The sequence below is a fragment of the Oceanobacillus indicireducens genome (genome assembly GCF_014647195.1).
Lineage (GTDB): Bacteria > Bacillota > Bacilli > Bacillales > Amphibacillaceae > Oceanobacillus > Oceanobacillus indicireducens.
This window is the reverse complement of the sequence record NZ_BMOS01000014.1, coordinates 73535-88703: the sequence shown is the minus strand read 5'-3', so window position 1 is coordinate 88703 and position 15169 is coordinate 73535. Positions and strand designations below refer to the sequence as shown.

The window sequence follows — 15169 nt, the reverse complement described above, 5'->3', positions numbered from 1 at the left end:
TGAATTAGTTTGAAATAGATGACCTGGAATAATGTGCTAGTTTACAGGATTCAAGATAAATCAACGAAAAGGAAATATGTGGCTGGTTTGCTGAAAGATTTGAGGGCCTATAAAGAAGCAAAAGAAATGATTGTCCAAGCGGAAAGAATGTCAGTCGTAGGTCAACTCGCCGCGAGCATTGCTCATGAGATCAGGAATCCATTAACATCCATAAAGGGATTTCTACAGTTACTTAAAGCAGGAGTAAACCATAAGGATGAATATTATAGAATTATGGAAGATGAAATTGAAAAAATTGAATCCATAACATCTGAACTTCTGTTTATGTCGAAGCCTTCTTCAAACAAAAAGAAAAATGAGCACCTCCATCATCTTATCAATGATGTAGTCGTATTGCTGCAATCCCAGGCAAAGTTTAAAAACGTCACAATTAAATATGATGAAGCAATCTCCGGGGTTATTTATTGTGATCCATCCCAGATTAAACAAGTACTGATCAATTTAGTGAAGAATGGAATTGAGGCGATGGATGAACCTGGGGATATTAGTATTTATGTCGATACAACGGATGAGCATATTATTATTAATGTAGAAGACGAAGGTATTGGAATTCCTCAGGAATCAATGGATCAGTTAGGGGTAGCTTTTTTTACAACAAAAGAAAATGGTACTGGTTTAGGATTAAATATCACAAGGGAAATAATGGAACAACACAACGGATCCCTCAAATTTTTCAAAAATAAGACAAAGGGCAGTACTTTCCAACTAATCTTCCCGAAGGTGAACCATTAAGAATGGACAATCTAATGTAGACCGTCCATTCTTTTTAATGGTGACTACGACTATTGGATATACGAGTACAAACGTTCTTCGGTAGGACGGGGGACGCAGCACAAGGCGCCCGTGAAACGAATCGCGAAACTTACCGTAAAGGAAATTCTGTCATTTGTATATAAGTAAAACTTATCAACTAACATAATTATTTAATATATAGGTTAATTGGCGAATGATTTGTTTTATCGCTTACAATCCGATAGTATATAGGTAAAGGTTTATTATTCTTTCTTTTTTAATGAGTGATGGGATGATAATGTACCAGTTTGTTAAAAACAAAGATTGGTAGCAACTAAGAAAGGGGTAGTATTGAATGTCAAAGAATGCTTTTAAAGCGAGAAAGCAATTTGAATTAAACGACAAGACCTACAATTACTATGATTTGAAAACTCTAGAAGAACAAGGGCTGGGCGATATTAAACGTCTGCCATTCTCTGTACGTGTTCTTTTAGAGTCCGTACTCCGTCAACATGACGACCATCAAATTAAAGACGAACATGTTGAGGCGCTTGCGAAATGGGGGAAGAAAGACGCGAAGGGTGTAGATGTGCCATTTAAACCTTCTCGTGTTATCTTGCAAGACTTTACCGGTGTTCCGGCAGTAGTTGACCTTGCTTCCTTAAGAAAAGCTATGGTGGATATGGGTGGCGAACCAGACAAGATTAATCCTGAAGTACCAGTTGATTTAGTTATTGACCACTCCGTCCAAGTGGATCAATACGGTACGCCAAATGCCCTGCAAGCGAACATGGACATTGAATTTGAAAGAAACGCTGAACGCTATGAATTCTTGAACTGGGCCCAAAAAGCATTTGACAACTATCGTGCAGTTCCTCCAGCAACTGGTATTGTTCACCAAGTTAACCTGGAATACATTGCAAATGTTGTGCACGCCCTTGAAAATGAAGAGAAAGAGTACGAGGCGTTCCCAGATACTCTCGTGGGAACAGACTCCCATACAACAATGATTAACGGGCTTGGCGTACTCGGTTGGGGTGTTGGTGGTATTGAGGCTGAGGCTGGAATGCTCGGTCAACCATCTTATTTCCCAGCACCAGAAGTAATCGGTGTTAAATTTGTTGGAAGTTTCCCGAACGGAACTACTGCAACAGACCTTGCACTGAAAGTTACTCAAGTGCTGCGTGAGAAAAACGTAGTAGGTAAGTTTGTAGAATACTTCGGTCCGGGCCTGAAAGACATGCCGCTAGCTGACCGCGCAACAATTTCTAACATGGCGCCTGAGTATGGTGCAACTTGTGGTTTCTTCCCTGTAGACGAAGAGACATTAAGCTACTTACACTTGACAGGGCGCAGTCAAGAACTAATTGACCTTGTTGAGAAATATAGTAAAGAAAACTGTCTATGGTACGACCCGGAAGATGGCGATCCAGAATATACAGACGTTGTCATCATCGATTTGTCTGAACTAGAGCCGAATTTATCTGGTCCTAAGCGTCCGCAAGATTTGATTTCTTTATCTAATATGCAAAAAGAATTCAGGAAGGCGATTACAGCTCCTGAAGGCAACCAAGGATTTGGAAAAGATAAATCCGAATTCGATAAAGAAGTAAAGGTTACTCATAAAAACGGTAATGAATCTGTTATGAAGACAGGATCCCTTGCAATCGCTGCAATTACATCTTGTACAAACACATCTAACCCGTATGTTATGTTAGGTGCAGGTTTAGTTGCGAAAAATGCAGTAGAAAAAGGGCTGAAAGTACCTGAACATGTCAAAACATCTTTAGCTCCAGGTTCTAAAGTTGTAACCCGTTATCTAGAAGATGCTGGATTACAAAAGTTCTTGGATGTACTTGGCTTTAACCTTGTTGGTTACGGTTGTACAACATGTATCGGTAACTCTGGACCTTTATTAGAAGAAATCGAAAAAGCAATTGTTGATTCCGATTTAATCGCTTCTTCCGTATTATCCGGTAACCGGAACTTTGAAGGAAGAATCCACCCGCTAGTTAAAGCGAACTATTTAGCATCACCACCACTTGTTGTGGCATATGCGCTAGCAGGTACTGTGGATATTAATCTGCAAGAAGATCCACTTGGAACAGATCGAGATGGAAATCCAGTTTACATGAATGATATCTGGCCGACAGCACAAGAAATTAAAGAAGAAGTCGCGAAAGTTGTTACACCGGAAATCTTCCGTAAAGAATATGAGAGCGTTTTTGACTCCAACGAAAAATGGAACGCAATTGATACTACAGACGAACCATTATTCGAGTGGGATGAGGACTCTACTTATATTCAAAACCCGCCATTCTTTGAAGGATTAGCGAAAGAGGCAGGTACTGTTCAGAAACTAAGTAACTTACGTGCAATTGGTTACTTTGGTGATTCGGTTACAACAGACCATATTTCACCTGCGGGAGCAATTGCAAAAGATATGCCTGCTGGTCAATTCCTACAGGAAAAAGGTGTATCGCCTAGAAACTTCAACTCTTACGGTTCCCGTCGTGGTAACCACGAGATCATGATGCGTGGTACATTTGCAAATATCCGTATCCGTAACAAATTGGCTCCAGGTACCGAAGGCGGCTACACAACATACTGGCCAACTGAAGAAGTAATGCCAATTTACGATGCAGCGATGAAATATAAAGAAGACAACACTGGATTAGTTGTTATCGGTGGTAAAGACTATGGAATGGGATCTTCCCGTGACTGGGCTGCTAAAGGTACGAACCTTTTAGGAATTAAGACAGTTATCGTGGAAAGCTATGAACGTATCCACCGTTCTAACCTAGTTATGATGGGAGTATTACCACTTCAATTTGCAAAAGGCGACAGTGCTGAGAAGCTTGGCTTAACAGGAAAAGAAACGTTCCACGTCGATATTGATGAAAATGTTCAGCCAAACAGCCCGGTAAAAGTCACTGCAGTAGCAGAAGACGGTAAAATTACCGAGTTCACAGCAATTGCCCGCTTTGACAGCCCGGTAGAAATCGACTACTATCGTCACGGCGGAATTCTGCAAATGGTTCTACGTGAAAAATTAGCTTAAACTTATTAGGTGAAAATTGAGTAGGTGACTAACCATTAATTGGTTAGTCGACCTTCTCACATACCTTATGTACAACTTCTGCTGACTTCTCATGATAAATCTTTTTCAATCAAGTAACCTCTGTGAAACCTTCCCGGGTAAGCTATAACCTTCCTCTCATTTAACTGTTGTATCTACTGTGTGGTACTCGTGCAGTATCGGACTTTGTTTTGTCATGCAAACTCGTCCATTCCAAGCAAGCCTTACATACAATTTATGTTCGCCAGTTTGGGGTTTTGCTTCCTGCTTCCTTCAGATTCTGAACCACTCCTAACACCCTTGCCTTCAACTAACAGTTCCTTGTATGGACTTTCATCACCTAGCTATAGCCCGTGCAGGTTGCACATAATAGAAAGCCGCTAAGTGTTCATACAGCCGCTTTTTTGACTAATTTACGAACAATGACTCGGATAACTTTACTTCTATCCTTATACAAATTACTATTAATATAAGGTTTATGAATATCGGGGGAGATGTTGTGAAAAAAGTAATATTTGGAATTAGTTTTCTTGTTATTTTAGTTGGAATTATGATTGGAAATATAGCCACCGATAAAAAAGAAGAAGAAGCGGGGCCGAATTTATATGATGTGACGGGTGATACATCGGTTTCAGGCGGGATGATTGCACCTGTTGAAAGTGTTGGTATTCAACCAGGAGAAGCTGCACCCGATTTTTCACTGGAAACATTGGACGGCGAAGTAGTTAGCCTATCCGAATTAAAAGGAGGGAAAGTAATCCTCAATTTCTGGGCAACCTGGTGTCCGCCATGCCGGGAAGAAATGCCTGAAATACAGAAATTTTACGACGCCCATCAGGATGATATTAAAATAATCGCTGTTAACTTTAATGAAAAAGATGAGAAAGTAATTGACTTCCTTGATGAGTTTGGCTATACATTTCCGAGCCCCTTAGACCGTGAGGGATCAGTTGGTAAGGAGTATGGCGTACTTACATTGCCAACGACCTATTTTATCAACTCAGATGGCGTTATCCAGGAACCGCGTCATGTAGGGCCAATGGATTATGAGTTTATGGAAAAAATGCTTGATACCTTAAATTAATTGCATATTTTCACTTGATTCTGCAAAACATACAACTACTACAGTTGAAAGGAGAAGTTGTATGTCACCAGATAAAAACAAGCCCAAACCGGACGACCGAAGTGATAACGTGGAAAAAATGCAGGATATGATCCAGGATACGTTGGAGAATATGGAAGAAGCCGAGGAAACAATGGAATTCTCCGACGAAATAGGAAAAGAGCAAATTTTAGCTAAAAACAAACGTCGTAAAGAAGCTATTGAAGGCTTTCGTGAAGAAATTAAAGATGAAGCACAAAATCAAAATAAATAATTAAGAATAAAAAGCGCCCTTACAGGCCTGATGCGCGATTGTCTTTGCAACATCTGTGACTGCGGCTACTTGGACTTTGCTAGGCGCAGGAGCGGTTTTGCTGCCGTAGAAAAGTAAGGAAAACAAGACCTCAACCATCCAAATTTGGGGTCTTGTTTTTTTGCAGACAGCCGCAAACGTGATACGATAATCATATACATAGTAGTGAAGAACCGGCTAAATAACGGAGGTATTTGTTTTGAAGAAGGTAAGAACAGCAATAGAAGTACGTTATCAAGAAACGGATCAGATGGGCGTCGTTTACCATGCCAATTATTTAATCTGGTTTGAAATTGGCAGAACGAAATTAATTGAAGCGTTAGGACTATCTTATCCGGAAATGGAAAAGCATGGTGTTGTATCACCAGTTATTGATGCAGAGCTTTCTTTTATCAAACCGGTCCGTTACGGTGAAGCTGTACATATTGATACATGGTTAGCTGAATATGATGGGATTCGATCTGCATATGGGTATGAAGTGATCGGGGAAGACGGTGAGGTCGCTGTAAAGGGCTTGACGAGACACGTTATAGTTAGTAAAGAAACATTTCGTCCTTTATCGCTAAGGAGGAAATTCCCAGAATGGCACGAAATTTATAGCGGAGAAGTTGAAGGAGAATAACGATGGCTTTTGGAATTAATCGTGAAGAGCTGCAGCATTGGAAGTTACAAGTTCGCAATGGCCAAATCGCGTTCCTTACACATTACTGGATTGATGAACGTTTTCCGGAATGTGATACGGTAACGAAAGTGGGCTGTGGCGATATTGAAAAATTAAAAACCTGGGGAAGAAGCCATGGACTTGAAGACCATTGGATTGATTATAAAGACAAGTACCCCCATTATGATTTATTTGGAGAGTATCAACGGAAAATTCTTTTTAAAGAAGCGGTTTGGGAACAGATTAAACGGTTTAATATATAAAGTGAAACTTCATTCAGTGGGGAATTCCACCCTTCACATATTGGGTTATCCTCCTGTTCAGAGGTGGGGATATTACAGACCGTTAACGTGATAAAACGAAACTCCATGCAGAAAGAAATCTGCGGACGGATTGAACATGATAAAGGAACACCAGACAATTGGGTCAATCTCCAATTATCTGGTGTTCTTGTGTTTCTCTTTCTTTTCAGGTACATAATCAACCCCACCGGGATGGAGTGGATGACATTTACTAATCCGTTTCACACTGAGATACAAACCTTTCAAAGCTCCAAACCGTTTAAAAGCTTCTAGGCTGTAACTCGAACATGTTGGATAAAACCTACAGGAAGCAGGTGTATATGGGCTAATGGCAAGTTGATAGAAGCGGACGAGTCCAATAAAGATATATTTCATGTTACTCACTACTTTTCGCAGATTTGTCGAAACTGACAGAAGCGATCGCGTCATGTAGGTGAATAGACTCTTCATTTCGGCAGCTCACTTTAAACTTGGAGACAAAATCCATTTCATAAAGATCTGCCGCCACAAGCCGCACGATATCTTCTACAAACCGCGGATTTTCATATGCGGTTTCGGTGACAACTTTTTCATCTGGCCGTTTAAGAACGGGGTAAAGCCTGCTTGATGCATTACTTTCAGCCGCTTCTAATAAATGGGATTTCCAATCGATAGCACCTTCAGTGAAATCACTTGTGAATTCAATCTCCATAGTAATATTGCCCCTTTGATTATGGGCACTATATTCACTAATTTCCTTCGAACAAGGACAAAGTGTAGCTACTTTACCACCAAGACTTGCACACATTGTATAACCAGATAATTTGTCATACGTAACTGCCATTGTGATATCAGCATGGTTCAATCCACTTAGTTCTGTATGTGGCGCGTTTCTTTCAAAAAACCACGGAAAACTTATTTCGATTGTAGCATCTTGTTGCTCCAGGCGTTCGCTTAACTCTTTGGTAAATGCCTTAAGAGAGGTAAAGCTTACAACAAATCCTTCACTATAGTAGTTGTTCAGCTGTTCCGTAAAGCGACTCATGTTCGTTCCCTTGCTCGTTTGGGGCAGGGAAGAGCTAAAACTGAACGTTCCAATTGTTGTTTGGGTTGTAGGTTTCATGTCGCTTTTAATAGTAATGGGATGTTTGACGTTTGTAATTCCAACCGAATCAAGTTCAAAGAGAAAATCTTTTTTTTCGTTTTGAATATCGTGCATATTTTCCTTCTCAGTCGGTTTTGTTTTTTCTATCGGTTCAACGGATCCGAATAATCTATGTCTTATCTCTTTATGAGGAAGTTGTTTTAAAGTACTATTTTTTGTTTGAGACATAATCGAGCCTACTTTCTATTATTGATTAAATTTCAGTATACCGAAACGCCTAATCTTATTCAATTTAAACGGATTACCTTCATTTATCCGCTATTTGTAAACATACTGCACAATCATAATGAAAATCAATGCAGTAAATTTTATTCTCTTGAAAGAAAAGATTCGTTTTCTTATCCTAAAAAGAAGTACTCCTTGATAAGAGCACTTCTTATTTTACATCCATGTGATTTTTGGTTCGGTACCGTTTTTAATTCGCTTCAAGTTCTCCTTATGACGGTAGATAACAAACAGAGTAAGAAACGAAATAATGGCGATTAAGACAATGTCCTTATAAAACAACGAAATAATAATCGTAACCACTCCAGTTATGATAGAAGATAGTGAAACATATTTGGATAAATATAAGGAGAGTAAAAAAGTAGTAACCATGATTACGAATAATAGCGGGAAACTCCCCAATATAATTCCAGATGATGTCGCCACTGCTTTTCCACCTTTAAACTTGGCAAAAATCGGATACGTATGTCCAATAACCGCAAACAAGCCAATAAGAAGAGGATGTACGGATGCATCGAACAGAATTGGAATAACCGTTGCTACTGTTCCTTTTAAAATATCAGATAAAGTAACAATGATTCCTGCTTTCATTCCAAGCACTCGGAATGCATTGGTAGCTCCAAGGTTTCCGCTGCCATGTTCGCGAATATCTTTATTGAACCCAATTTTCCCTACTAATAATGCAGAGGGAATCGATCCTAATAAATAGGCAATAATTGCAAATAATACATATTCCATCATTCATCCTACTTTCATCAACAATTTGAACACATGTTATAAATATTTTATCATGGATTTCGTTTAAAAAGTACTGTTAGCTGGAATTTATTACTTATCCCAGCGGGAATATGTATCATCGCGGAAGACGGTATGGTTGACTATTCAGCTTATTCTCCTTATGATGTGGCTAGAATGACTCGAAGTATCAATCCCTAGAGAAAGGATGAGAGACATGAGCTGGGAAAATCCATCAAAAGAAAAATTACAAGAGATTTTAAGCGAAGCAAAGACAATTGCAGTTGTTGGACTTTCGAAAAATGAAGAAAAGACAGCCTATCAAATATCGAAAATTATGCAAGAACAAGGCTATCGTATTATCCCCGTCAATCCATCTGTAGACGAGGTCCTCGGGGAAAAGGCTTATCCAACACTGAGAGATGTACCGGAAAAAATTGATATTATCAACGTTTTCCGCCGTCCCGAACATTTGCCGAATGTTGCAAAAGATGCAGCTGAAACAGATTGCAGGGTATTTTGGGCACAACAAGGCATCATCAATGAAGAAGCTTATCATTACTTGAAAGAAAGAGACTTTACTGTCATTATGGACCTCTGCATTAAAGTAGTCCATTCCGTATTAGTTAAATAGACAGAGCAACAGGGTGAATAGATTCATCCTGTTCTTTTTTTCCCATGGATTTTACAATAGATTTGATGTTTCTCACTCAACTTTCACATTTGAAAATATGAAAGCAAAAACATATTTCACAATTAAATTGCTAATCACTTCTATTCAGCGTAATTGCAACTTTCATCTGGAGGTCCGCAGTCCAGACACCTCTCGCTTTCCGCAGGCGGCCAGGTTACTCCTCGGGCTACCGCCCTGCGGGGTCTCACCTAGGCCTATCGACGAACAGGAAGTTCTAATGCCGGCATTGGTCACAGGACGTGACCGTACTTAGCCGGCCTCCTGCAGGAGTCTCGAGGTGTCTGGACTGCTCCGAGGAAAGTCTTGATTTAGTACACTATTCAATATTACGGAAATGCAATATTTATCATGGATTTCATGATAGAATAACTTCTGTTCATAATAATTATCCATACTAGTTCAGTTGCCCGGAGGACGGTGACTCCTGCGGGAAGGCGGAGACGATGAGACCCCGCAGGAAGTGCCTTTCTTCCAAGCAGACTACGTTCGGAATGTCCTGTGGCAACGTCTGCATTAGCACGTACTGTGCGTCGAGGCTCAGCGCAGATCCCTAGGATACGCATTCGTCCTCCGGGCAACTGAACCACGATTAGAGAGCTAGCCTAGTGAACGAGCAAAATACTTACGCCGAATAGAAGTGATAAGTAATTTCTTGTCGTTGATTTTAGGAGGGAACTGTTGAGACATCGGGACAAGTTTTTGAAGCGCGTGAATAACGATAATAAATTCCCGATATTTCTAATTACATTAAAGGATTACTAATGATTTCGGACTGCGCAAGTTAAGTATTTTAGGATTAAGAAAGCAATGAAAATCATGCTTACAGTATATTTTTTTCTATTTTTAGGTTAAGATAGTTTAGTGAAAGCTTATGATTGCAATGTTTATATTTACTTCTACAAACATTTGTTCTATTATAATATAGGAAAAGAAAATGTTTAGCAGGGAATAAAGCAGTGAATGATTTCAGGTGGAAAGGGGAAAATCAGAAATTGGCTAATCAAGCAAATCGATATAGCGATGATTCCATCCAAGTATTAGAAGGACTAGATGCGGTCAGAAAAAGACCTGGTATGTATATTGGAAGTACCGATGAAAGAGGACTTCATCATCTCGTCTTTGAAATCGTGGATAATGCGGTAGATGAAGCGTTGTCCGGCTATGGAAATGAAATCAAAGTGACGATACATAAAGATAATAGTATTTCCGTTTCGGATAAAGGGAGGGGTATTCCAACCGGAATGCATGCAACAGGTGTCCCGACAGTAGAAGTCATCTTTACCGTTCTCCATGCAGGTGGTAAGTTTGGGCAAGGTGGCTATAAGACGAGTGGCGGACTTCATGGTGTTGGGGCTTCTGTCGTGAATGCTCTTTCCGAATGGATGGAGATCACCGTTTTTCGAGATGGCTATACCTACTTTCAACGGTTTGAAAATGGCGGAAATCCGGTTGGCACTCTTGAAAAAGGAAAACCAACGAGGAGAACAGGTACGATCATTCACTTTAAACCGGATGAATCCATTTTTACATCAATAGTTTATGACTATGAAACAATCTCTGAAAGACTTCGTGAATCAGCATTTCTATTAAAAAATCTGCAAATTGAACTAGAAGATGAACGTTCAGAAACGAAGGATGTTTTCCAATATCCCGATGGATTGAAGTCGTTTGTCGATTATTTGAATGAAGAGAAAGATGTTCTTCATTCTGTTGCCTTCTTTGAAGGGGAAAGTAATGGGATTCAAGTAGAATTCGCTTTCCAATTTAATGATGGGTACGCTGAAAGCATGCTTTCTTTTGTGAATCATGTACGTACAAAAGACGGAGGAACCCATGAATTCGGTGCAAGAAGTGCAATTACGAGGACAATCAATGAATATGCTAGAAGAACTTCAATTTTAAAAGAAAAGGATAAAAACCTGGAAGGAACAGATGTAAGAGAAGGTTTAACTGCGATTGTTTCTGTCCGGATACCGGAAAATTTGCTGCAGTTTGAAGGACAGACGAAATCGAAGCTCGGTACTCCTGAAGCCCGCTCAGCAGTTGATGCTGTTATATCGGAACAGCTTGCATATTTCCTCGAAGAAAATGCGGAGACTTCAAAACTTCTGGTTAATAAATCCATTAAAGCGAAAGAAGCGAGAGAAGCTGCCCGAAAAGCGCGGGAAGAGGCCCGGACAGGGAAGAGACGTAAAAGAAAAGATGCACTTCTAAGTGGAAAGTTAACTCCTGCCCAGTCTAGGAACCCTCAGAAAAATGAATTATACCTCGTGGAAGGAGACTCTGCGGGTGGGTCAGCTAAGCAAGGGAGAGATCGTAAATTCCAAGCTGTCCTGCCGTTGAGAGGTAAAGTAATCAATACGGAAAAGGCTAAGCTGGAAGACGTTTTTAAAAACGAGGAAATCGCAACGATCGTTCATACTATTGGAGCTGGAGTCGGTGGCGACTTTGACTTGGAAGATGTTCAGTATGATAAAATCATTATTATGACCGATGCGGATACTGACGGGGCGCATATTCAAGTACTCCTACTGACGTTTTTCTATCGGTATATGAGGAATCTAATTGAAGCTGGTAAAGTATTTATTGCTTTGCCGCCACTATTTAAGGTTTCAAAAGGGAAAGGTAAAAATGAACAAGTCGTTTACGCTTGGGAAGAAGAAGAAATGAAGGATGCAATAGATACGTTTAAAAACGGTTATATCGTTCAGCGCTATAAAGGTCTCGGTGAGATGAACGCGGATCAATTATGGGAAACGACGATGAACCCGGAAACAAGAACTTTAATTCGGGTGACGATTGAAGATATTGCCCGTGCCGAAAGAAGAATCACAACCCTAATGGGGGACAAAGTGGAACCACGTCGAAATTGGATTGAGTCGAACGTGAGATTTGGCTTGGATGAAGAAACAAATATTATTGAAAATGAAAAAATAAGAAAAGAATAATGTGTATAGTGGTTTTTCTTTTAATAGGAAGCAATGTCTCTATGAATCCAAGAGGGGGATATTAACGGATGCAACAAGAAAAATTTCTAGATCTATCCCTTGAAGAAGTGATTGGCGATCGCTTCGGAAGGTATAGTAAATATATCATTCAAGACCGGGCTCTCCCAGATGCTCGGGATGGATTGAAGCCAGTACAAAGAAGAATATTATATGCGATGCATATGGAGAAGAATACCTTTGATAAAGGATTCCGGAAAGCTGCAAAAACAGTCGGAACTGTTATCGGTAACTACCATCCTCACGGAGATACCTCCGTTTATGAGGCGATGGTCCGTTTAAGTCAGGACTGGAAGCTGCAAGAGGAATTAATTGAAATGCATGGGAATAACGGGAGTATTGACGGAGACCCGCCAGCAGCGATGCGTTATACAGAAGCAAGACTATCCCAAATCGCTTCCGAGCTGCTTCGGGATATTGATAAGGAAACAGTGGATTTCATTTATAACTTTGATGAAACAACTCTTGAACCGGTTGTTCTACCTGCGAAATTCCCTAACCTGTTAGTGAATGGGTCAACAGGTATTTCTGCTGGTTATGCGACGGACATTCCACCCCATAATTTGGAAGAAGTCATTGATGCTGTTATCATGCGGATGGACAAGCCTCAAGCTACTGTTGAACAGTTGATGAAGGTAATGCAAGGTCCCGACTTCCCGACAGGCGGTATCATTCAAGGTGTAGACGGTATTAAAAAAGCTTATGAAACTGGACGCGGAAGAATTATTGTACGTGGAAAGACGGAGATAGAAGCAATCCGTGGTGGCAGAGAGCAAATCGTTATTGAAGAAATCCCTTATGAAGTGAATAAAGCGGCAATGGTGAAGAAAATTGATGAACTAAGAATTGACCGGAAAATAGAAGGCATTGCCGAGGTCCGAGATGAATCAGATCGAACCGGCTTGCGTGTAGTTGTTGAGTTAAGAAAAGACGCTGATGCTACCGGAATATTGAATTACTTATATAAAAATACGGATCTGCAAGTTTCTTATAACTTCAACATGGTGGCAATTGAAGATAAGACACCGAAATTAATGTCCTTACAGCAAATACTGGACGCATTTATTAACCATCAAAAAGAAGTTGTTACAAGGCAAGTCACATTTGACTTAAATAAGGCGAAAAATAGAGCTCATATTATCGAGGGGCTAATTAGAGCGCTCTCCATCCTGGATGAAGTAATCACAATGATTCGTTCATCTAAAGATAAAGGGGATGCGAAGAAGAATTTAATGAAAGCATTCGACTTCACCGAAGCTCAGGCTGAAGCAATCGTTAATTTGCAGCTATATCGTCTAACGAATACGGATATTACCCAGTTGGAAAATGAAGCAAAGGAATTGGAACGGAACATTCAATCCTATGAAGCAATTCTAGCTAGTGAAGCAACGTTAATGAAGACGATTAAAAAAGATTTAAGGGAAATCAAGAAAAAGTTCAAATCACCACGCTTGACAGTAGTGGAAGAAAAAATAGAAGAGTTGAAAATAAATATCGAGGTCCTCATTCCTAGTGAAGATGTAGTTGTATCTGTTACGAAGGATGGCTACTTAAAACGAACGAGTTTACGTTCTTATGGTGCCTCGAATAATGATGATTTGACAATGAAAGAGCTGGATTATCTAATCGGTCTCTATGAGCTGAATACAACCGATCATCTTCTTTTATTTACGACTAAAGGTAGGTTTATTTATTTCCCTGTCCATGAACTCCCCGATATTCGCTGGAGGGATCTAGGGGCACATATTTCACACTTTACAAGTCTTGCAGAAGACGAGCGGCTGGTGCGAGTTATTCCAGTCCAAGCGTTTTCGGATAAGAAATATTTAGTCTTCTTTACTAGAAATGGAATGATTAAACGAACCGAGCTTGACAAATATGAAACCCAGCGACAAGGTCGGGCGATGATTGCAATTAATTTAAGGAAAGACGATGAGTTGATTGACGTCCACGAAACAAACGGTTATTCTGATATTTTCCTTGCGTCAAATACGGGATATGGTCTATGGTATCATGAATCTGAGGTAAATCCGACAGGTCAGCGAACAGCCGGTGTAAAAGCGATGAATTTAAGAGACGAAGAATTCATTGTAAGTGGTCAAATATTTGAAGACTTGGCAGACCCATCCTTAGTCCTTGTTACGCAACGGGGCGCTGTGAAACGCATGGGACTTACGGAGTTCGAAAAAACAACGAGAGCGAAACGTGGTCTCCATATGTTAAGAGAATTGAAGAGTAAGCCACATCGCGTCGTAGGTTTCTTTACAGCTAATGAAAATGATAGTATTAGCATTCAAACGGCCAATGGAGTTACCCATTCGATCTATCCACTTGAATTATCCATGAGTGATCGCGTCAGCAACGGCTCCTTTGTCATCGACACTGATCATGACGGCGAGGTAACTGAAGCTTGGAAAGAAATCACCTACGAAAAACCTTTCGAAGTTGAGGATGAAAAAGAATAAAATAATAACGACAAAGCCTAGAGAATTCTCTAGGCTTTTTAAGAACCCAACGTTTATACTTTATCAATTTTAAATTATATGATAAAGTATTGATAACGCTTCCATTGGAGGGAGGATGAATTCAACGGATCTAAGAGAACGGATTATCGAAGCATCATTAAGTTTATTTGAACAACACGGATTCCACGGCGTCACTGTAAACCAAATCGTAGACGCTGCAGGCATATCAAAGGGAGGGTTTTACCACCATTTCACTTCGAAGGATGAACTATTGTTTGTTATCCATGATATCTTCATCACCTATGTCTTGGAACGAGCCATCAAAGCAAATGAACAGAATGTGCCACCCAAGGATAGATTAAGACTAATCATCAAAGACTTTGTAAATGTATTCGACATTTATAAAGCTCATTTAACCGTCTTTTATCAAGAAAGCATTTATTTAAAAGCGGAACATGAAGAAATCGTCAAAAAGAAACGGAATAAATTTAAAACAATTATTCAAAATGTAATCGAAGAAGGGATTGCTGTTGGAAATTTCCGTAGAGATTTATCCGTTGATATTACAACGATGGCTATTCTCGGTATGGTGAACTGGACATATAAATGGTACCAGCGAAATGGAGAAAAGCGCATCGATGAAATAGCCGAT

The 15169-nt window shown here is 39.9% G+C and carries 13 protein-coding genes; 10 read left to right on the top strand and 3 right to left on the bottom strand.

The features are described from left to right. The first annotated feature begins 18 nt into the window (after positions 1-18). From IEX94_RS11395 to IEX94_RS11370, 6 genes are all read left to right on the top strand, one after another. Positions 19-792 (top strand): ATP-binding protein, encoded by a 774-nt coding sequence (locus tag IEX94_RS11395; protein WP_188857471.1) that lies wholly within the window; start codon positions 19-21, stop codon positions 790-792. Between the two features lie 355 nt (positions 793-1147). Beyond that, entirely contained in the window at positions 1148-3853 is a 2706-nt protein-coding gene (gene acnA / locus IEX94_RS11390; protein ID WP_188857470.1) for an aconitate hydratase AcnA, read from the top strand. 517 nt (positions 3854-4370) lie between these two features. Further along, complete coding sequence (locus tag IEX94_RS11385; RefSeq protein ID WP_188857469.1) at positions 4371-4955, top strand: TlpA family protein disulfide reductase; 585 nt, start codon at positions 4371-4373, stop codon at positions 4953-4955. A gap of 61 nt (positions 4956-5016) precedes the next feature. Further along, positions 5017-5247 carry a small acid-soluble spore protein Tlp gene (tlp, locus tag IEX94_RS11380; protein WP_188857468.1) on the top strand — a complete coding sequence of 77 codons (231 nt, stop codon included), beginning with the start codon at positions 5017-5019 and terminating at the stop codon, positions 5245-5247. A 238-nt stretch (positions 5248-5485) separates the two neighbouring features. Then, positions 5486-5908 (top strand): acyl-CoA thioesterase, encoded by a 423-nt coding sequence (locus IEX94_RS11375; RefSeq protein ID WP_188857467.1) that lies wholly within the window; start codon positions 5486-5488, stop codon positions 5906-5908. Between the two features lie 2 nt (positions 5909-5910). Then, positions 5911-6210 carry a hypothetical protein gene (locus IEX94_RS11370; protein ID WP_156856516.1) on the top strand — a complete coding sequence of 100 codons (300 nt, stop codon included), beginning with the start codon at positions 5911-5913 and terminating at the stop codon, positions 6208-6210. A gap of 174 nt (positions 6211-6384) precedes the next feature. Here the strand turns inward: IEX94_RS11370 and yidD are convergent, their stop codons facing one another. The 3 genes from yidD to plsY all read right to left on the bottom strand — a co-directional run bounded on the left by yidD (position 6385) and on the right by plsY (position 8356). Beyond that, complete coding sequence (gene yidD / locus IEX94_RS11365; RefSeq protein WP_229782685.1) at positions 6385-6624, bottom strand: membrane protein insertion efficiency factor YidD; 240 nt, start codon at positions 6622-6624, stop codon at positions 6385-6387. A 1-nt stretch (position 6625) separates the two neighbouring features. Next, positions 6626-7561, bottom strand: coding sequence for a GTP cyclohydrolase FolE2 (gene folE2 / locus IEX94_RS11360; RefSeq protein ID WP_188857462.1), 936 nt, complete (start codon positions 7559-7561; stop codon positions 6626-6628). Between the two features lie 213 nt (positions 7562-7774). Next, positions 7775-8356, bottom strand: coding sequence for a glycerol-3-phosphate 1-O-acyltransferase PlsY (plsY, locus tag IEX94_RS11355; protein WP_156856517.1), 582 nt, complete (start codon positions 8354-8356; stop codon positions 7775-7777). 214 nt (positions 8357-8570) lie between these two features. On the opposite strand from plsY, the gene IEX94_RS11350 reads away from it, so the two are divergent. The 4 genes from IEX94_RS11350 to IEX94_RS11335 all read left to right on the top strand — a co-directional run. After that, on the top strand, positions 8571-8987 hold the full coding sequence (locus IEX94_RS11350; protein WP_188857459.1) for a CoA-binding protein: 417 nt from the start codon (positions 8571-8573) through the stop codon (positions 8985-8987). 1052 nt (positions 8988-10039) lie between these two features. Next, a complete protein-coding gene (gene parE / locus IEX94_RS11345) occupies positions 10040-11995 on the top strand; it encodes a DNA topoisomerase IV subunit B (RefSeq protein WP_156856487.1) in 1956 nt (651 codons plus the stop codon). Between the two features lie 68 nt (positions 11996-12063). After that, positions 12064-14517 carry a DNA topoisomerase IV subunit A gene (parC, locus tag IEX94_RS11340; protein WP_188857456.1) on the top strand — a complete coding sequence of 818 codons (2454 nt, stop codon included), beginning with the start codon at positions 12064-12066 and terminating at the stop codon, positions 14515-14517. A gap of 115 nt (positions 14518-14632) precedes the next feature. Beyond that, positions 14633-15169 (top strand): TetR/AcrR family transcriptional regulator (locus tag IEX94_RS11335; protein ID WP_188857486.1); only part of this gene is annotated, 537 nt, incomplete at its 3' end.